The 20,697-nt window shown below is 54.9% G+C and carries 13 protein-coding genes; 6 read left to right on the top strand and 7 right to left on the bottom strand.

Going from position 1 to position 20,697, the window contains the following annotated elements; translation table 11 throughout:
• Nucleotides 1-23: 23 nt before the first annotated feature.
• The 5 genes from ACJ77P_RS11900 to moaC all read right to left on the bottom strand — a co-directional run bounded on the left by ACJ77P_RS11900 (nucleotide 24) and on the right by moaC (nucleotide 7,110).
• Nucleotides 24-1,634: a CTP synthase gene (locus tag ACJ77P_RS11900; RefSeq protein ID WP_367359857.1), complete on the bottom strand. Its 1,611-nt coding sequence runs from the start codon at nucleotides 1,632-1,634 to the stop codon at nucleotides 24-26.
• Entirely contained in the window at nucleotides 1,631-5,422 is a 3,792-nt protein-coding gene (locus tag ACJ77P_RS11895; RefSeq protein WP_408998347.1) for an SIS domain-containing protein, read from the bottom strand. Before ACJ77P_RS11895 ends, ACJ77P_RS11900 begins: the two co-directional genes overlap by 4 nt.
• A gap of 219 nt (nucleotides 5,423-5,641) precedes the next feature.
• Nucleotides 5,642-5,950, bottom strand: coding sequence for a helix-turn-helix domain-containing protein (locus ACJ77P_RS11890; protein ID WP_367359855.1), 309 nt, complete (start codon nucleotides 5,948-5,950; stop codon nucleotides 5,642-5,644).
• 43 nt (nucleotides 5,951-5,993) lie between these two features.
• Nucleotides 5,994-6,509, bottom strand: a complete 516-nt coding sequence (locus tag ACJ77P_RS11885; RefSeq protein ID WP_408998346.1) for a hypothetical protein — start codon at nucleotides 6,507-6,509, stop codon at nucleotides 5,994-5,996.
• Nucleotides 6,510-6,585: 76 nt separating this feature from the next.
• Entirely contained in the window at nucleotides 6,586-7,110 is a 525-nt protein-coding gene (gene moaC / locus ACJ77P_RS11880) for a cyclic pyranopterin monophosphate synthase MoaC (protein ID WP_367359853.1), read from the bottom strand.
• Between the two features lie 301 nt (nucleotides 7,111-7,411).
• Here moaC and ACJ77P_RS11875 point away from each other — a divergent pair, with 301 nt between their 5' ends.
• The 6 genes from ACJ77P_RS11875 (at nucleotide 7,412) to glgP (ending at nucleotide 19,896) form a co-directional block, all read left to right on the top strand.
• On the top strand, nucleotides 7,412-8,941 hold the full coding sequence (locus ACJ77P_RS11875; protein ID WP_408998345.1) for a YifB family Mg chelatase-like AAA ATPase: 1,530 nt from the start codon (nucleotides 7,412-7,414) through the stop codon (nucleotides 8,939-8,941).
• A gap of 109 nt (nucleotides 8,942-9,050) precedes the next feature.
• Nucleotides 9,051-10,127, top strand: a complete 1,077-nt coding sequence (locus ACJ77P_RS11870; RefSeq protein ID WP_367359851.1) for a branched-chain amino acid aminotransferase — start codon at nucleotides 9,051-9,053, stop codon at nucleotides 10,125-10,127.
• Nucleotides 10,128-10,354: 227 nt separating this feature from the next.
• The gene (locus ACJ77P_RS11865; protein WP_408998344.1) at nucleotides 10,355-11,068 is read left to right on the top strand and encodes a LolA family protein; all 714 of its coding nucleotides are present in this window, start codon (nucleotides 10,355-10,357) and stop codon (nucleotides 11,066-11,068) included.
• A gap of 43 nt (nucleotides 11,069-11,111) precedes the next feature.
• On the top strand, nucleotides 11,112-13,103 hold the full coding sequence (locus ACJ77P_RS11860) for an amylo-alpha-1,6-glucosidase (RefSeq protein ID WP_408998343.1): 1,992 nt from the start codon (nucleotides 11,112-11,114) through the stop codon (nucleotides 13,101-13,103).
• A 264-nt stretch (nucleotides 13,104-13,367) separates the two neighbouring features.
• A complete protein-coding gene (locus ACJ77P_RS11855; protein WP_408998342.1) occupies nucleotides 13,368-15,281 on the top strand; it encodes a PAS domain S-box protein in 1,914 nt (637 codons plus the stop codon).
• 358 nt (nucleotides 15,282-15,639) lie between these two features.
• Complete coding sequence (glgP, locus tag ACJ77P_RS11850) at nucleotides 15,640-19,896, top strand: alpha-glucan family phosphorylase (protein ID WP_408998341.1); 4,257 nt, start codon at nucleotides 15,640-15,642, stop codon at nucleotides 19,894-19,896.
• A gap of 174 nt (nucleotides 19,897-20,070) precedes the next feature.
• Here glgP and ACJ77P_RS11845 read toward each other — a convergent pair whose 3' ends face one another.
• Nucleotides 20,071-20,265, bottom strand: coding sequence for a DUF2905 domain-containing protein (locus ACJ77P_RS11845; protein WP_367359846.1), 195 nt, complete (start codon nucleotides 20,263-20,265; stop codon nucleotides 20,071-20,073).
• A gap of 95 nt (nucleotides 20,266-20,360) precedes the next feature.
• On the bottom strand, nucleotides 20,361-20,657 hold the full coding sequence (locus tag ACJ77P_RS11840) for a hypothetical protein (protein WP_408998340.1): 297 nt from the start codon (nucleotides 20,655-20,657) through the stop codon (nucleotides 20,361-20,363).
• Nucleotides 20,658-20,697 lie beyond the last annotated feature (40 nt).

Genomic DNA, 20,697 nt, shown 5'->3' with positions numbered 1-20,697 from the left:
ATGGGTATAAATCTGCCCATGGGTCAGGTCCTTCGGGAACCCCGGTAGCTGAGGGCGGCTTCAATGAACCGCTGGAACAGAGGGTGGGGCTCCGTCGGCCGGGACTTGAATTCCGGGTGGAACTGGCAGCCGAGGAACCAGGGATGGTCCTTGATTTCCACAATCTCCACGAGTCTGCCGTCCGGTGACCGGCCTGTAATCTGCAGGCCGCACGCCTCGAGCCGTTCCTGGTAATGCCCGTTGAATTCGTAGCGGTGGCGGTGGCGTTCCCCGATGTTCCGCTCGCCGTAGGCTTCATAGGCCAGGGAACCGGTGGAAAGTTCACAGGGGTAGGATCCCAACCGCATGGAAGCCCCCATATCCTGGACGGTTTTCTGCTCCGGAAGCAGATCGATGACGGGATGGGGGGTATCCTCATCAAATTCCGAACTGTTGGCCTTGTCCAGCGAACAGACATGCCGGGCATATTCCACGACGGCCATCTGCATCCCAAGGCAGATGCCGAAAAAAGGCACCTTGTTTTCGCGGGCATAACGGATGACCTGAATCATTCCTTCAATGCCCCGGTTGCCGAAGCCGCCGGGCACCAGGATGCCGTCCACGTTTTCCAGCTGATGGTTGAGGCCGTTCATCTCAATCTTTTCAGAATCGACGAAGCGCAGATTGACCTGGCAGTCATTGCCGATCCCCCCGTGCACCAGGGCTTCGTTGAGGCTCTTATAGGAGTCGGTGAGATTCACGTATTTGCCTACAATGGCGATGTTGACTTCGTAGGAGGGCGACGTGATCTTCTTCACCACATTTTCCCAGGCTTCCAGATGGGGCTGGCCCGTCCAGATGTTGAGCAGGTCGACGATTTTCTGATCAAGGCCTTCCCGGTGGTAGATCAAGGGAACTTCGTAGATGCAGCTCACATCCTTTGCCGTGAAGACGGCGGCCTCTTCCACGTTGCAGAACAGGGCAATCTTGGCCTTGATTTCATCCGACAGGAATTCCTCCGTCCGACACAGGAGGATATCCGGCTGGATGCCGATTTCCCTGAGGGCCTTGACGCTGTGCTGAGTGGGTTTCGTTTTTACCTCCCCTGCGGTTTTGATGAAGGGCACCCACGTGAGGTGAATGAAGATGGCGTTCTGCCTCCCCACTTCGTTGCGGAACTGGCGGATGGCTTCCAGGAAGGGGAGGCTTTCGATGTCGCCGACCGTTCCTCCGATCTCCACCAGGGCCACATCAAAGCCCTGCGATGACTGGCGGATGTAATCCTTGATCTCGTTGGTGATGTGGGGAATGACCTGAACGGTCTTGCCGAGATAGTCCCCGCGCCTCTCCTTTGATATGACGGAGAAATAGACCTGCCCGGTCGTCAGGTTGTTGCTTTTTCCCATTCGTGTGGAGGTAAAGCGCTCATAATGGCCCAGATCCAGGTCGGTTTCGGCACCGTCATCGGTGACGAAAACCTCGCCGTGCTGGAAGGGGCTCATCGTTCCGGGATCAACGTTAATGTAAGGGTCCAGCTTCTGGTTCGTCACGCGCAGCCCCCGGCATTCCAGGACAGCGCCGATGGATGCCGCCGCCAGACCTTTCCCCAGGGATGAAAGGACTCCGCCTGTGATGAAGATAAATTTGGTTCTCATGCTCGTTCCTTCTCCTTTTGCCGGTTCGCAAGGTTCTTCCGGATCGTTTCCACAATGGTTTCCGCCGGTTCTCCAAGCAGGATTTCCAGGGGAATCCGTTCCAGATAGGAATCCTCCCAGGGCAGGTTGTATTCATTGATAAGGTTGCGGATGTCGTTGTATTTGACGTCCAGAATGTCGATCGTCTTTTTCAGCGGCAGGGCCTCGTTGAAGGCGACATGCACCAGCAGCAGATTTCGGACGGCGTTTTCCTCCCCCAGCACGGGCAGAATCAAAATGGCCATTCCGTCGAGTTTTCCCTGACCGATATAGAGCCTCCTGGTTCGGGCGATGATTTTTTTCGTGCCCATGAGCCGGTTGGAAGATTCCGTCCGGGAGGTCATTCCCTGCGAAATGCCTCCCCGCTTGAGAATGGCAATCGTCGCTTCATCCCCCGGATTGCCGTCCGCATCAAGGCTATTGATGCCATAGAGGGTATATCCCCGGATATCGGCAATGGCGGCCTGAACCCGGTTGAGGTCCATAATCGTCTTGCCGACCAGCGCCTTGGTGGAGAATCCGAGATCCTTGAGAAGATTGAAGAGGATTCCGGAAAGGGGCTCCTCCTTCCGACTTGTGCCCACCGTAACCGTCTTGGCTTGGTGGCGGATGGCATCGATGGGGCGGGACAGCTCATCAATGGCCTTCCCCAGGGAAATGTCCAGGAGGTCTATTGGAGACAGGAGGTCTCCGCCGTTCTTGAAGTCATTCCAGTAGTCCTCCAGGGGAAGCTTGCCCACCACATATTTCAGGAGGAGGGCGATATCCGAGACGGTTTTGACGCTGGTAAAGGAAAAGTCGCCCGAGTTCCGCCTCTGATGGAACTGCGCTGAGAAATCACGGATCAGCCGGCGGAATTCCCGGTCGGCAATCCGGTCATAAACGGAGGCCCCGCGCTTGTCCTGCTCCACCATGATCCGGTTGAGCCGGCTTCTGTATTCCTTGAGGAACTGGGCGTCCTCATCGATGCTGAGGGCGGCGTAGTAGCCCAGAAGATGACCGGCCACGGTGTTGAGGATGACGGGAAGGGGCAGTCGGGCCCACGGGATCGGAATGACGGCATCCGCCAGGCCGTCAAAGCGGCCCTCGCCGGAATCGGCGAAAACCACCACCGCCGCCTTGTGCGCCTTGAAGATGGCCACATCCTTTGCGATGTCTCCCATGACCGCCTCCGGATTGCCGGCAGCGCAAACGACAATCAAAGGCTCCGCTGACAGGTCGATGTGCTTTTTGTTTTCCACGACGTCGGTGGAGATGGTTTTATAGCAGAGCTCGCTGAGCTTGATGCGGATTTCATCGGCGGCGGCTTTGTTGGGGCCGCTGCCCACCACAGCCCAGTAGGGCTTGCGCTTGGCGAACTGCTCGGCGGCCTGGCGGATCTTCTCCTTTTGAAGCAGGACCTGCCCCATCAGCTCGGGCGCCTGCTCGAGAACGGCCAACTCATCGGCAATGAAGGAATCCCGGCGCGAAAGGAGCAGTTGGGCGAAGCACAGGGCCAAAAGATGACCGGCGACAATCTGGGAGTAAAACGCCTTGGTGGAGGCCACGGACATCTCGATGTCCCGGCCGTCGCTGGTGTAGAAGACCCCGTGGCATTTCGAGGTGATGTCCGATTGACGGCGGTTGACAATGGCGAGAACCATGGCTCCGCGCTCTGCCGCCATGGCTACCGCCCGGTTGGTGTCGGTGGTTGTTCCGGACTGGGTAATGGGGATCACAAGGGTGTCGTTGAGATCATCCTGGAGACAGAAGCCGCTGAGTTCCGAGGCGATCCTGGCCTCCACGGTCAGAGGCGCGCCCTGCAGATACCGCTGCATGGCATCGGCAACGGCGGAACCGGCAACGGCCGCCGTGCCGTGACCGATCACAAGGATGCGTCGGATGGTGCCATTCCGTAACGCCTCTTTCAACCGTGCCGGAAGGACATCGGGACCGAGGTTGAAGACGACCTGCTTGTCTCCGTTCTTCCCCCCGGATATCCGGTACCTGCCCCGCAGTGTTTTCTTGACGGAAAGAGCGGATTCGGTAATTTCCTTCAGAAAATAGTGGGGATAGATTCCCCTGTCGATGTCACGGGTGGTGATTTCCGCCGTCTGCACGTTTTGATCGGTCAGGGGAAAGGGGGTGCCGTCGTAAAAGAAGGCAGAAATTCCCGAAAGGGCCCCCTGGCCCCTCTGGTCGAGGACAAAAATCTGTCCGGAACCCTGTCCGCCTGAATTTCCCGAGGTCCTTTCTCCATCCATTTTTACGAACCGGGATGCACCCTCCACGATTCCGTACAATTCCGATGCAAAGATATACGAATCCGGCGCGAGGCCGACGTAGATGGTCTGGCCGCTGCCTTTCAGGGCCAGAAACACCTTTTCAGGGGCGAGATTGCTGACCATGGCGATGGCGTGAGAGCCTTCGAAATCACAGACGGCCCGGCGGAAGGCCTCCTGGAGATCGTGGCCTTCCAGGAGGTGTTTCTCGATCTGCAGGGGAATAATCTTGGTGTCGGTGGTGACTTCACGGGGGATGACCTCCCGTCCGGCCTCCAGGGCGGCGCGGAGAGCCGCGTAATTGTCTATGTCGCCGTTGAGGACCACCGAGATAAACCAGTTCCCTGTTCCGTAGGAGGGGTAGGTTTTCTCCTGGATTGGCCATTCCGTGCCGCCGCGAGTCTTATTGGTCGTCAGGGTGTAATTGTTTACGGGATGACAGTTGTCATCGGTGATGGAGCCCACGGAAGCCCAGCGGGTGTGGGCAAAGGCCGTTTCAAAACCGGCGGGAAGACGGGCAAAGACGGCAAACAGGGGATCTCCGGCGATGGCTTCCCTCAGCTCCCGGACGTTGCGGCCCAGTTCCCCGATAATGGACGAAGTTTTGTAGGTAAACGCAACGGTGGCTTTTTTCCGGCCGCTCTTTTCCTGCTCAAGAGAAATCCCGATCGATCCGTTGAGCAGATCGCCCGGCTGGCTGCGGCGGAGAAAATCGTTGTACAGGGAGTTTTCCCGGAGATCGGTCATGGCCCTGTCAAAGGCCTCTTCGTCGCCCAGGGTGAAGGAGATCTGGATGCCTGCGGAGTCACGTCCTCGGACTTCCAGGCGGTCGAGGCAATTCAGGAGGCCGTTGAGCTTCCGGTATTTATGAAAGGCTTCCCGCGACACCCCGTCGCCCGAAAGAGCGGCGATCCGTCCGAGGTTCCCCAGGATGTCCTTTTCCAGTATCCAGATGAAGTCTTTCAGAACTCCCAGGCGGCCGTTGATGATTTCCAGATCGTGTGTCCTGAAGGAGCCTGCGGAATGTTCCAACTGGTGTTCCTCTGCGGAAAGAAAATTTCGGAGGGAAGAGACCTGTTCATACAACCCGGCCGCTTTTTGCCGGGAAAAGAAAAGATGCTCCACGGCCGCTTCACGCTTGAGCTCCTGCAGGGAATTGGACAGCCCTTCCAGAAGGGATACTCCGCTGAGGTATGAATCCACCGGGGTCGCTCCGGAAAGAATCCCCACGATGTTCTTTTGTTTCAAGAAGGGAATCCCCTCTTCAATGTGCCGAAGTGCCGTTTCAACAGTCTCGGACGGTTCGGAGGCCCCCTTGATCATGAGGATTCCGGCCAGGCCGCAGCAAAGCACAGCGGGGTCGAAGGGAAAGAAAATAAGGGCCGGTCCGGAGACCCTTTCGGGTGAACATCCGATGCCTATCCGTGTGCTCCGGGAAAACGAACGAAATCTGCCGATCCAGTGGTTCAATGTCCTGAAAATGATCATGGGGCCTCTTATTCTTTGTTCATGTCTGCAGGTGGGAAGATGCTTCAGGGCTGCCTGCCTGGATAGCAACGATTTTCCGGAGGCCAGGCCGATCTCTCTGTGGTTGTTTGCGGTTCCAGAGCCGGAATGCCCCCGGGATAGCTGCTGTTCGTTCAGCAGGGACGCTCCTGACTTTTTCCGACAGGCTCTCCGTCTTGTTGCCGGCCGGATATCCCGATTTCAGGGCTTTGAAGAGTCCAGGCCCAGCTTGATCATTTTCTTTTGAAAGGTGTTCCGGTTAATGCCCAGATATGCCGATGCGGCGCTTTTAACATGATGATTGCGTTGCAGGGCAATCCGGAACAGGCTGCGTTCAACCATGGCCATGATGTCCTCGTAAAGTGTGCTTCGACCGGAGTCCCTGGACTCAAGGACCGTTGCCATATCTTCAAACTGTTTCTGCAGGATTTTCTCAAAGACGCAGGTAGGCGAGGAAGGAACTTCTTGATCCGCTTCTGCAGCAAGATGATGGTGATCAGCACAATTCATGGGAAAAATTCACTCCTTTCTGAAGCTGACAGGAACAAAAGGATCAATGAAACAATCTGAAAAGGATGAGAATCAGTAGAACCAATGCGGCAATCCAGATCTTGAGATTTTCGAAGCGGTGAACCTGTGGATCGCTCATCTGCCTGCGAACCTCCTCTTCCACCTTATCCGGATCGACATGGCCGGAAATATCCTGAAGAAGATCCGTAAAATTCTCATAGGTATTGGAAATGCTCACAAAGCCCTTCACCGTGGTCAACAGGAGATACGTCCGCGAGTGGAGGGCCAGAATCCCGACATTGGTGATGTCAGACCACTTCAGTTCCTTGCTGCGCAGAAATTTTTCCAGCCGGATGCCCTGGCTATGCAGAATGATCTTCCGTGAGTAAAGTTCGCAGAAGACATAGAGGGAGGGTATTAAAAAGACGGCCAGAATCATTCTTTCCAGGGATGATCCCCCGACAAGGAAAGAAAGAGCGAAAAGCACGCATAACAACAGAACATCCACGCCGAAAGAAACAGCCAGAAGCTTCCTTATTGCGTAAACCTTGTTTTCCATGAAAGGATCACCTTGAGAGACTGTCCATTTCCTGAAGGCAGGGGTGGGCCGCTGAAAAGGTCGAAATGACAATCCCTCATGATCCGGATGCGGAAGGCGGCAAGACGCCGGACCGAATGAAGGTTCCACTCCTGCCGCCCTGCTTGGACTGCAGGAAGATTTCCGAAATCACCATTTCCCGGTCAACGGCTTTGCACATGTCGTAGATGGTCAGGGCTGCGACACTGACGGCGGTCAGGGCTTCCATTTCCACTCCCGTCTTGCCGACGGTTTTAACGCGTGCCTCGAGGGCGATTTCTCCGCGCTCCGGGGTGCTGCTGAAGGAAACGTCAATGCCGGTCAGCATCAGCGGGTGGCATAGTGGAATCAATTCCCAGGTCTTCTTGGCGGCCATGATCCCTGCTACTCTGGCCACACTGAACACATCCCCCTTCGGGAATCCACCCTCCAGAATAAGCCTCACGGTTGAGGGCTGCATCCTGACGAGGCCACAGGCCACCGCCTCACGGGTTGTTTCAACCTTGGCGGTTACATCCACCATTTTGGCCTGACCCTGATCGTCAAGGTGGGAAAGCCCGGCCTTTTCTTTGCTGTTCATCATCCGGTTTGAATCTTTCGTTTATAAAATACTTAATTATATCAATGTTGTACGTATTGAATCCGTCAAGCTGGGATGGACTCTAACACAGGCTATTTTATTCGTCAAGACGGCAAATTTCTGGCATGAAGTTAGAATTAACTTGCCAGAACTCTTCTTGTTCGGTAAGTTTTAGGCGCTTATTACCAGCAGGATTAGAGGAAAATCTTTAAGGAAAAACCATTATGAAGCATGATGCGCTCGCAGACGGGGCTGTCGTCCGAACTCATGGGTGCGACGGTATCATCTGCGGAGAAGAAAAACCATGATGGTCAAGGTAAGCAGCGCCACACTGGTAGGAATCGATTCCTACCCGGTGGTGGTTGAGGTGGACGTTGCCCGCGGTCTGCCCCAGTTCTCCACGGTTGGATTGCCCGATGCCGCTGTGAAAGAAAGCAAGGATCGCATCCGGGCGGCCATCCGGAATTCCGGCTACAGCTTTCCCCGAAACCATGTGACGGTCAATCTTGCCCCCGCGGATATTCGAAAGGAAGGGACCGGGTTCGACCTTCCCATCGCCCTGGCTGTCCTGTCTGCGGAAGGGGTCATCCCCGGAGACGGCGCCAGGGACTACATGCTGATGGGCGAGCTGTCCCTGGATGGAACGGTCAAAGGGGTCAACGGGGTTCTGTCTGCGGCGCAACTGGCCAGGAATCTGAATTTCCGCGGTCTGGTCGTTCCGGAGGAGAATGCCTCCGAAGCGGCCATGGTCCAGGGAATTGAGGTCATCGCCATTAAAACCCTCCCTGAGATTGTCGATTACTTCAATGGGGTCGGCGATATACATCCCGTCTCATCCGGCAGCGAACGTCTCTGGGAAAGGTCGCCCCGGGCCGGAGGGGATTTTCGTGAAATCCGAGGGCAGGATCAGGCGAAGCGGGCGATGGAAATAGCCGCAGCAGGCGGTCACAATCTCCTGATGATCGGTTCGCCGGGGTCCGGAAAAACGATGCTGGCCGAGCGCCTTCCATCCATCCTTCCCCCACTGACCTTCGAAGAGGCGGTGGAAATAACGAAGATTTATTCTGTCGCGGGACTTCTCGACAGGGACGAAGTGCTGATCGGCTCCCGCCCTTTCCGGGCACCTCATCATACGATTTCCGATGCCGGGCTGGTCGGAGGAGGGCAGAATCCGCGGCCGGGGGAAATCAGCCTTGCTCACCACGGGGTGTTGTTTCTTGACGAGCTTCCGGAGTTCCGCAAAAACGCCCTGGAGGCCCTGAGGCAACCCTTGGAAAACGGTTCCGTGACCGTCACCCGGGCATCGATGACCGCTTCCTTTCCCGCAAGGTTTATGCTGGTTGCGGCGATGAATCCTTGCCCCTGCGGATATCACGGCGACCCCGGCCGCACATGCCGTTGTTCTCCGAGGCAGATACGCCAGTATCAGGCCCGGTTGTCGGGTCCTCTACTGGATCGGATCGATATTCACGTCCTGGTGTCTTCGGTGAAATACCGGGAGCTCACAGGACCATACAACGGCGAGTCGTCGAAAGTCATAGCGGAGCGGGTTCTGCGGGCGAGGAAAAGGCAGCAGGAGCGGATGGCCGGGAGTAGAACGCCTTGCAACGCCCGGTTGCCCGATCGGAAGATCCACGATTTCTGCGCCCTTGACGAGGACTCCCACCGGCTTCTGGAAATGGCCATGGAGCGTCTTGGCCTCAGCGCCAGGGCCTTTACCCGGATTCTGAAGGTTTCCCGCACGATTGCCGATCTTGAAGAGTGCGACGCGATCGCGACCCGCCATGTTGCAGAGGCGATTCAGTACCGGAGCCTTGATTCCTACCGGATATAGCCGATATGGAACGAAAGGAAATACCGTTTGATAAAAAAAAATGAACATTCTATTATTCCGAATCGCTTGACTTGGAAAGAAAACGGAATTCATTAAGGAGACAATGGGTATGGAGATTAGAGTGAATCCGGCCCCGCCGGAAACCAGAAAAGAGAAACCGGCTGATGAAGCGAGATTGGGATTCGGTAAATTTTTTACGGATCATATGTTCACGATGACATATACTTCAAAGGGGGGTTGGGAAAATGCGGAGATCGGTCCCTACCGGCCTCTCTGCCTGGATCCGACGGCCATGTGTCTTCATTACGGCCAGGAAATCTTTGAAGGGATGAAGGCCTATCGCGGCCGGGACGGAGAAATCTACCTGTTCCGCCCGCAGGAGAACATCCGGCGCATGAACAGGTCGGCAGAACGGCTGTGCATGCCCGGAGTGGACCCGGATCTGTTCCAGGAGGCTGTTGTGAAGCTGGTTCTTCTTGAAAAGGACTGGATCCCCAACGGACGTGGAACGTCCCTGTATATCCGGCCGACCATGATCGCCACGGAGGCGGCCCTTGGGGTTCATCCATCGGACCGGTACCTCTTTTTCATCATTGTCGGACCGGTGGGGGCCTATTATCAGGAAGGCTTCAATCCGACGAAAATCTATGTCAGCGAGGAATATGTCCGTTCGGTGCGTGGAGGGACGGGAAACTGCAAGAATGCGGGCAATTATGCCGCCAGTCTTTATGCAAGCCAGATCGCCATCAAAATCGGCTATACTCAGGTCTTATGGCTGGATGCCATCGAGAAGAAATATGTCGAAGAGGTGGGAACCAGCAATATCTTTTTCCTCATAGGCGATGAACTGGTCACGCCCCCTCTGGAGGGGACCATCCTGGCCGGAGTGACCCGGGATTCCGTCATCCAGATTGCCCGGCGCATGGGCCGGACGGTCTCGGAAAGGAGGATTTCTATGGATGAAATCCTCCGGGCCGTCGAGACCGGAATGCTCAGGGAAATCTTTGCATCCGGCACGGCTGCCGTCGTGTCTCCCGTCGGCCAGTTTTTTTATCAGGGAAAGGAATACCTTGTTAATGACGGGAAAACGGGGGCACTGACCCGGCAGCTTTATGAAGAAATTATAGGGATTCAGTGTGGAGAAAAAGAGGATCCATTCGGTTGGAGGATTAAAATCGCCGGTTAGAAGATGCCCGGGGATCTCATCCACAATCCTGTGGAAAAGCCTGTGGATAAAACTGTTGATACGTTGGGTAAGTCTATAATTGTTACGAATATAGACCGACTTGCATAAGAATTAGGCAATAATATAATGAGCAATATTAAGTAGATAGCTCTTTTATGCCGAAATTCTTGAAAAATTGCGACAGCCCCTCCTATCAACATTAAATCAAAAATAAAGTTGGATTTTCTATGAAAATGAATCTTTTGGGAAGAACGAAAAACCTGTTGCCGTACTGGGTTCTGGCCATCGCGTTCCTGCTTTTCCCGGCTATCCTGCCTGGGCAGGGAAGCTGTCTGCAGGCAGCGGATGCCCCATCGCTTCCGGCCGTCATCAGCCGGATGCAGGCGGCTTACGAGCGGACCCGTGATCTGAAGGCTTCCTTTGTCCAGGAAGTGAGCCTGAAATCCGTAGGAAAAACGGATCGTGAGGAAGGAATTCTTTATCTGAAGAATCCTCGGCGGATGTACTGGGATTATCAGAAACCCGGGATCAAGAAACTGATTGTCAATCCTCAGAAGGCCTGGCTCTATATGCCCGGGGACTCCGTTGTTTATGTTCAGAATGCCGATGCGATCTACAAATCGAAAATGGCCGTTCGTTTTCTTTCCGGCATGGGGAAGCTCCGTGAAGATTTTCGCGTCAGCTTTGCCGAGTCGGGCGCCGTCGATCAGGAGGGGAACTATCGATTGAAACTGGTTCCGAAAGCCCCGGGCCTGGGGACGGATCAGCTCAACCTGGTTGTGGACAGAAAGAGTTATCAGATTCTGGAGGGCAGTTTTACCGATCCGTACGGCAACGCCACCCGGATTCGATTCGGAAATATCCGGACGAACACGGGACTTTCAGACCGCTTGTTCAACTTCAGTGTGCCCGCGGGGGTGGAGGTCTTTAACATGCCGTAAGGCGGAGTGACGGTTTGATCAAACGCAGAGGGGAGGTGCAGCGATGATGCAGATGAAATGGGATCAAGAGGTTCCGGGCAGCCGGGAAGCGGCCCTGGAACTGGAATGGCTCGAAACCAACGGGCTGGGCGGTTACGCTTCCAGCACGCTTCTGAATTGCCATACCCGGAAATATCACGGTCTTTTGGTTGCGAACCTGAATTCTCCTCCAGGGCGTCACGTTCTTCTTTCAAAAGTGGAGGACTCCCTTTCGGCCGGGACCGAGGAAATCTTCCTGTCCTGCCATCAGTATCCGGGAGTGTTTTTCCCTCCGGAATTTCCCATGAAGGCTTATATCTGGGATGATTATCCCAGATTTATCTATGCCACTGAACACCTTCAGATCCGGAAAAGCATTCTGATGGTTTCCGGGGAAAACCGTGTCCTGATCCGGTATGATGTGGATGCATGCCCGCCGAAGGCCGTCCTGAGATTGAAGCCCTTTGTCGCCTTCCGAAACCATCACGCCCTCACGAAGGAGAATTCCGAATTGTCCATGGAGGCCCGGGAAGCAAAAAACGGTTTCATCATGAAGCCGTACCGGGATCTTCCATCGCTTTATTTCCAGAGCAACGCTAAAAGCTCCTTTTCTCCTAGCCCGGTTTGGTACCGGAATTTCGAGTATCCCGTTGAAGAGCGGCGCGGTTATGACTGGCGGGAGGATCTTTTCTGCCCGGGCATCATGGAAGTTCCGGTGAAAACGGGCAGCGTGGTCATCGTGACGGCAGCGACAGCACCGCTGAAAGGGCAGCTGAAAAAAATCTGGACGGTTGAAGAGGAAAGGCGCCTCCACCTTGTCGAATCCTGTGACGCTTTCGGGGGGCAACTTGACAGCGAGGAAGACAAAAACCATTTGAGCCGCCTGCTCTTTGCCGGGCAGCAGTTTCTGATCCGCACGCCCTCGGGCCGTCCCGGCGTTATCGCCGGTTACCACTGGTTCCAGGACTGGGGGCGGGACACGCTGATCTCCCTTCCGGGGCTGACCTTCTGCTCCGGACGATCCCGGGAGGGGATCGAGATCCTCAATGCGATCGCTTCCAGTGAAAAGGACGGCCTGCTGCCCAACTACTTTGCCGAAGGTGGAGGTGAACACGCCTACAATACGGTGGACACGGCCCTGTGGTACTTCTGGGCGGTTCAGCAGATGCTGAAATACACGGGAGACATGGAAGCCGTCGAAGAAAACATGTGGCCGGCCATGAAAAGGATCATTTCAACGTACATGGCAGGGACATCCTTCAACATCGGGATGGACAACCGGGGCCTTCTTTACGCAGGCGATGGCTGGCATGCCCTGACCTGGATGGATGCCATTGTCCATGGGCGTCCTGTGACGCCCAGGCATGGAATTCCTGTGGAAATCAATGCCCTCTGGTACAACGCCTTGTCCTTTTACGCCGAACTGGCGCAGCGGTTCGAGGAACCGCCGCTGTTTCCGGAGGATCTGCTGGCGAGATTGCGCAAGGCCTTCAAAGAAACCTTCTGGATTGAGGAGGAGGGCTATCTGGGCGATGTTTATTGTGACGGGGTTCTGGACCGGACGATACGCCCCAATCAGATATTGGCTGTTTCCCTGCCCTTTTCACCCCTGGAACCCTATCAATGGAAGGGAATTGTTTCCTGTACTCGAAATCACCTCCTGACCCCCGTCGGGCTCAGAACGCTCAGCGCTGAGGATTGGAACTATCAGGGGATTTATGAGGGGGATCAGCCGACCCGTGATCGAGCCTATCACCAGGGAACGGTATGGCCCTGGCTTCTGGCCCATTACGGGGAGGCCTGCCTTCGCATCGCCGAAAATCCGGCCGAAACAAAGCAATATTTATTGAGCCTCATCCGCAACTTTATGGAACGGCATATCGGTGAAGCCGGACTCGGATGCGTCTCCGAGGTTTTCGACGGCAATCCGCCCCACAGGCCAGGGGGTTGCATTGCCCAGGCCTGGAGTACGGCAGGATTGATTCAGCTGTACCTTCGCCTTCATAATGCGGCCTGACCGGAATGGTCCCTGCAAAAAAGCACTGCAAGCGGATGCCGCCGCTCTGGCAAAGACCGGTATGCCGTGGTACGTAAACAAGCCGCTCAGGCCGTCAGGGAACCATGACGCTGCCGTGTACATAACGATCTCTTTGGACCAGGCGGGGAGAGACGTTGTCCTGACGGGGGAATCATGCCGCCGGGCGAAGAAACGATTTCCGTACCTCCGGGCCTTTTGCCCCGTGGAGCTTCAGGGAGACTCGAAATAGTGGCGAGAAAATCCATGACAAGAGAACAGTTCTTGGCCGAACTGGAATTTATGAAGAAGCAGGCATCACAACCTGTAAGTTCCGCCGGGGAAGACGTTCGTGCGGATATTCTTCAAGGGCCGGAAAGGTACCGCCTCCTTCTCGAAAACCTCAATGATGCGATTCTTCTGCTCAGAATTCCCGGGGGCGTCTACGAATACGTCAGCCCCAACATTACCGATGTGTTCGGCTATCCGGCAGAACATTTTTACCGGAAGCCCCTTTTTCTCAGGGATATCATTCACCCCGACTATTTCGACTACTGCAAGGAAAATTGGGAGGCTTTGCTCGAGGGGAACGTCGCCCGCAGTTACGAATACAAGATCATTGATCAGAAGGGAAGGGAACGATTCATCGAGCAGTCCAACAAGGGCCTTTTTGATGCGAACGGCCAATTGATCGCCCTGGTCGGGCTCTGCCGGAATCATACCGCCTCACGGCAGATGCTGACCTTGAAGGAGAATGAACAGCGCTATCGGCGGACCTTCGAATACGCAGCCAATCCCATCTTGCTTTTTGAGAGAAAAACGGGATCCATTCTCGACGCCAATGCGGCCGCTCTTGACCTTTATGGATACAGCTCCGGGGAGATGACGGGACTCGGCATCCTGGATATTTCCGTCGAGGCAGACAAAGCGGCTCTTCTGCTGAAATCGTCGGAAATGAATATCCGGAAATGGCTCCATAAAAAGAAGAATGGAACCGTCTTTCCCGTTGAAGCGGCCGCCAGTTCTTTTAGCCAGAAGCATCGAAAGCTCATCGAGGTGATTGTCCGGGGTATTGAAGATCGCATGCGGGATGAGGAGGAACTCCTGGAGCGTGAGGCCCGTTACCGCTGTCTTTTTGAAGACAATGCCGGGTCCATGCTGCTCATCAATCCCAATACAGGGCGGATTGTGGATGCCAATTCGGCGGCCTGCCAGTTCTACGGCTACAGCAAAGATGTTCTGAAATCGAAAACGATCGATGACGTCTGCATCCTGTCTCGAGAGCATCTTTTACGGGATATGGAAAGGGCGAGAAAGCGGGAATGCGGGCATTTCTATTTTCTGAACCGCCTTTCAAACGGTGAGGTCAGGGATGTCGAAGCCTATATCGGCCCGGTTGAGATTTTGGGGGAGCAGCTCCTGTACTTTCTGATCCATGATATAACGGATCGTAAGCACATGGAGGAAGAGATGGTCAAGGCGAGGCAGCTTGAGTCCGTGGGCATTCTAACTGGTGGAATAGCCCATGATTTCAATAATTTGCTCGCTGCCATCCTGGGCAACGTGTCCCTTGCGAAGCTCCATCTTGCCTCTGATGACCCGGCTTACGAAAAAATGATTCAAGCGGAAAAAATATGCCTCCAGGGCAAGGAACTGACGAATCGATTGACCACTTTTGCCCAGGCCGGGGGGCCCCTGCGGAAAAAAGTCATGGCAGCCCCCTTTCTTCGGGATACGGTGGCCCTCTTCCTCAGCGGTTCAAACGTCCGCTGCGAATTCGAATTTCCCGATTCCCTGTGGCCTCTCGAGATTGATGTGGGACAAGTGCAGAAAGTCATTCGCCAGCTGATCATGAATGCCCAGGAGGCCATGCCGGAAGGGGGCTTTATCCTCATCCGTGCCGAAAATGCGACTGTTGCGGCCGAGGAAGTGCCTTCCCTGAAAGAGGGGCCCTATATCCGGATCTCCTTCCATGACCATGGGGTGGGCATTCCCCAGGAATACCAGCGCAAAGTTTTTGACCCTTACTTTACGACAAAACCTGCGGAAAACGTCAAGGGGACGGGGCTTGGATTGGCCATTTGCTATTCCATCATCAAGAAGCATGACGGATATATGTCCCTGTCATCCAAAGTGGGAGTGGGAACGACCTTTACGATCTATCTGCCGGCGCATTTCTAGGCTCCCGCATCCGCCAATTTCTGGACCGAAAGGTTGTCCATTCTTCGATTTTCAAACTCCAGCGAATGAAGATGGAATCCCTGGAACGTTTCAGCTCCCTGATATGGAACCGTCCCTTTCTTCAGGGTCTGTCCGCTGAAAGCCCCGGTATGGATTCTGCTAAGGCAGAATTTCGGAAATGGCGGGAGGAAACGGGTTTTGGGTGCTTCGAGACGGTCATGGAATGGATGTGATCCTGTCCTTGAAAGTGGATCGAAGGTGAAAAAAAATGCCCCCTTCCGTGTTTTCCGGAAGATCAGCCTGGAACAGCGCTTTGGAGATATGTCCCGGATGCCTTACAGATCAAAGGAGTTAAAAAATGGATGAACATCAAAACAGATATCTCTTTGAGTGCAGCTGGGAGATATGCAACAAGGTCGGTGGAATCTATACGGTGATCAGCAGCAAAATCCGGGAAGCCCTGAAGGTTTTCGGCGAAAATTATTATCTTCTCGGGCCGGACCTGAAAACCAACCTTGATTTTGAGGAGACCGATGAAGAATGCTGGAACAGGATACGGGAAGGGGCGGCCATCAAGGACCTTCCCTGTCGTTTCGGGCGCTGGAGAATTCCCGGGGAGCCCAAGGTCATCCTGGTCAATTTCGGACTGAAATACAATAAGGATCAACTGCTTTACCGGATGTGGGAAGATTACGGGGTGGATTCCATTGCCGGCGGCTGGGACTATACGGAACCTGTCATGTTCAGCCATGCCTGCGGAGAGGTCATCGAAACGATCTACAATCTCGTGGTCCGACCCCAGGGCGGGACAGCGATCGCGCAGTTTCATGAGTGGATGACCGGGGCGGGGCTCCTCTTCCTGAAAAAAGCCATTCCAGAAATCGGAACCGTCTTTACAACCCATGCAACGATCCTGGGAAGGACGCTGGCGGGTTCGGGGATGGACATCTATGCCTCCATGGACCATATCTCTCCCCTGAGAGAAGCAAATACCCATAATATTACCGCTAAATACTCCATGGAGGTGGCCACGGCGCGGGAAGCCGGATGCCTGACGACCGTCAGTGAAATTACCGCCCTGGAGGCAAAAAATTTTCTCGGCCGATATCCGGACATCATTACACCCAATGGACTGGATATGGAGCAGATACCGAACCTGGTCCAGGACCGCAGACCGGCCCTGCGGTCCCGCATGAGGCTTCTCAAAGCCGCTTCCCGGTTTCTGAAGAAGGATCTGCCCGGTGATACGAAGATCATGGCGATCTCGGGGAGGTATGAATTTCACAACAAGGGGATCGACATCTTCCTCGAAGCCCTCGGCCGCCTGGAAAAGGAAATGGAGGGTGAACAGTCGCTGCTGGTGTTTTTTTTCATCCTTGGCGGCCATACCGATTTGATTCCGGCACTGCAGAGCGACTACGCGAAAGTGGAGACGGGCACCCCTCCCATCTGCACCCATCGATTGCATTACGAAGCCTCAGACCCGATCCTGGAAACGAGCAACCGCCTGGGCCTGAAGAACCTTCCCCAGAACAGGATCAACATGATCTTTATTCCCGCCTATCTCAACGGGCACGATGGCCTGATCAATCTGACCTACTACGAAGCCCTTGCCGGATGCGATCTTGGTGTCTTTCCCTCTTATTATGAACCGTGGGGATATACGCCGCAGGAAAGCGCCGCTCACGCCGTTCCCACGATTTCCACGGATCAGGCGGGTTTCGGCCTCTGGGTGCAATCGTCCTTTACCGAGCATGGCGGCGTCATGATCCTGAAGCGGAAAGGTCGGGAGCCTCACGCCATCACCGATGATCTGTCCAACATCTTGAAGGAGTTCCTTTCCTGGACTGAAATTGAAATGCAGCAGCGGCGGGAGAGTGCCTGGACGATCGCGTCAAGGGCCAATTGGGTTGAATTCTTCAAGTATTATACGGCGGCCTATGATAAGGCGGAGGCCGTTGCCCGGGAACACACGGAAAAACTTGCCCTGGTCGACTACCGGACCGCCTTTCGCCACAGCTTCGCCGGTACGGTTTCGACTCAGCCTCATTTCCGCCGTTTCACGGCCGTGGCGAACCTGCCCCGAGAAATTTCCCGTTTGAGGGAGTTGGCCTATAATTTGTGGTGGGCCTGGAATCCAAGCGCCCTCGATCTCTTTGCCGCCCTGGACCCCCAGCTTTGGACGGAAATGGGGAACAATCCCGTCCGCATGCTGGAAACCGTCTCGGCAGAGAGGCTGATTGAAGCCAGAAACAACACGGTTTATATGGGCCTCTACGAATCCGTCATGAAGCAGTTCGACCGTTACATGACGGACAAGATTCTCTGCCCGCGTCTTTCAAAATCGCCGGAAATCAAGTGGTCTGCGCCCGTTGCCTATTTTTCCACGGAATACGGACTTCATGAAAGCCTGCCCATTTATTCGGGGGGATTGGGGGTCCTTTCGGGGGATCACATCAAAACGGCCAGCGACCTCAACATCCCGCTGGTGGGTGTTGGATTGCTTTACCGCAGCGGGTATTTCAAACAGTTTATCGATAAGGACGGGGTGCAGATCGCGGAATATCCGGAAAGCGACTTCTCCAATATGCCCCTCCAGATTGTTCAGGATGAGAAGGGAGAGGAAGTGCAGATTTCCCTGGAGCTGCCGGGGCGGACCCTCTACGCGAATATCTGGGAGGTGCAGGTCGGCCGGCTGTCTCTTTATCTGCTGAACTCCGATGTCCCCGGCAACACCCCCCAGGACAGGAACATAACGGGGCGCCTCTATCCTGCAGACCAGAGAACGCGCATTGAGCAGGAGCTTCTCCTGGGGGCGGGAGGCATTCGGCTGCTCAGAAAGCTGGGCATCAAGCCCAGCCTCTATCACCTCAATGAAGGCCATTCCGCGTTTCTTGTCTTCAGTTTGATTCAGCTCCTGATGACAGAGGAAGGCCTAAATTTTGATGAGGCCAGCGAGGTGGTTCGGAGCAATACCGTCTTTACCACGCATACACCTGTGGAAGCGGGAAATGAGCGATTCAACAAGGATCTCATCGAGCATTATTTTTCCAGTTTCGTCAAGTGGGCGGGAATATCCTGGTCGCAGTTCTATGACATGGGATTGAAGGAAGCCGGTGATGACAAGCCGTTCTTCATGACGGTTCTCGGCCTGAAAATGAGCCATATGTGTAACGGGGTCAGCCAGATTCACGGCCGGGTGGCACGCCGCATGTGGCGCGATGTCTGGAAGGGCTTTCACGAACTGGACATCCCCATCAGAACGGTGACCAACGGGGTGCACATGGCTTCCTACATTGCACCGAAGGTGTGGGAGCTTTTCGACCTTTATTTCGGGAGGGGTTGGCAAAATTCCATTACCAACCCGGAAACCTGGAAAAAAGTCTGGGATATTCCCGATGCCATGCTGTGGCGCACCCGTTACGAACTCAAGCAGAGAATGATCGATTACATCCGGAATCACATCTCCCGGCACTGGTCGCGGTATGGATACTCCAAAACCTGGCGGGAGGAGCTCTATTCCAAGATCAACCCCACGGCCCTGATGATCGGTTTCGCGCGCCGTTTTGCCCCGTATAAAAGGGCGGACCTGATCCTGTCTGATCTGGAGCGACTGGATAAAATCCTGAACCATCCCACTCGGCCTGTCCATCTGGTATTTGCCGGGAAAGCGCACCCCAATGACGAAATGGGGAAAAGCCTGATCAAAAAGGTCATTGCAATATGCAACAGGGAGGCTTTCCGGGGAAAGATCATTTTTCTCGATGATTACGATATCAATGTGGCCCGCCATCTGGTCCGGGGCGTGGATGTCTGGCTGAACACACCTCGGAGACCCCATGAGGCCAGTGGAACCAGTGGAGAAAAAGTGATCTATAATGGCGTTTTGAATCTGAGCATTTCCGATGGCTGGTGGGCGGAGGGTTACGATGGAGAAAACGGCTGGACTATTGGTCCGGTTGTTCGCGATCATTTGGAAGATGATGCCGGGGCGGATGAAGAAGACGCCCTTTCCCTCTATTCCATGCTGGAGAATTCCGTGATTCCCCTGTTCTATGACCGGGATACGGCGGGAATCCCTGATAAATGGATTGCCATGATCAAACGATCCATTCATACCCTGGCCCCCCGCTTCAATACCGAGAGAATGCTTCAGGAGTATTATGACGAGATGTACCTGCCTACGGTGCAGCGCAGTGCAGAGCTCAGCGAGTCCGGGCACAGGCTGGCCAGGGAAATCGCCCAGTGGAAAAGCACCATTCCCATGCGATTTTCCTCGCTCCACCTGCTGGACATCAGTGTGGAGGGGATTCAAGGCGATACCATCGTGGTGGATCAGCCCCTGGTGGTTACGGCCCGCATTGATCCGGGGAAGCTGAGTCCCGAGGAAATTTATGTGGAGCTTTTCATTGGGCGTGATGACGGGTATGGCTTCCTTGGAACTCCGGACCGGGTTCCCCTGAAGAGGGTGAGCAACCTGCTGAACGGTTCTCTCATCTTTACCACGGAATACCGGATTCGGCGCAATGGGCCGCACTCATACGGAATCCGCGTCCTGCCGTATAACGACAGACTGGCGTCCAGGCATGAAACGGGATTGATCCTCTGGGGTTAGGCTGACAGCCCCCGCCTTGCTTTTCGCAGGTCCGCTCCGTCTGCTCACCGGTTCGAATCAACGATGAACATTCCTGCGGCGAGGCGGCCGTTCCGCAGGAGGAATTCCCCGCCCTGCCAAGCGGCCGGGCGATGGGGTCGCTTCTGCCGATGGCGCCGGGATATGCAATCGGTATTATCTCCTGCTGATCAGCCACAGGATCAGGGTCAGGATGAGGCTGACAAGAAGGCTGGTTGTCAGAGGAAAATAAAAGGAAACCTGCTTGCCGCGGAAATAAAAATCTCCCGGGAGTCTTCCAAGCCAGGGAGTTTTTCCTGCCAGCAGGAGCAGAAATCCGACGGCCGTCAGAATCAGGCCGAAAAGTATCACGATGCGACCCATGGAAGAAACGTCGATGATCCTCTTTCAATCCTTTCGTCAAGTCAAAAAAGCGACCCTCTTGAGTTTCCTTCGAGAGCAACCGGTTACGGAATAAAAAATCCCTGCTGAAAAAGTTTTACAAAGAGGGAGAAGAGCGTCAACCCCGAGAACAGCCCCCCGAGAACCGGAAGAGGAAACGATCTTCCCGTAACACATGCAGCTTCGGAAGTCAAAGAAGGGGGATGCCCCTGAAGAGGTCCGCCCCCCAATACCTCTTCAGGATCAACGGCAACGACAACACCGCAGCGTGGGCAGCGGAACAGAAGCATCCCGGTATAGGGGTCATGTCCCCGGGAAGAAAAGAGATCCTTTTCGAATTGTTCGCGCAGGGCCCCGGGCATATCTCTTGGGCCCTCATGTCCACAGCCGGAGCAGGAAATG

The organism is Syntrophus buswellii (genome assembly GCF_046097065.1).
GTDB classification, from domain to species: domain Bacteria; phylum Desulfobacterota; class Syntrophia; order Syntrophales; family Syntrophaceae; genus Syntrophus; species Syntrophus buswellii.
Note: the sequence above shows the minus strand (reverse complement) of the source record. Positions and strands in the feature narration are given on the sequence as shown.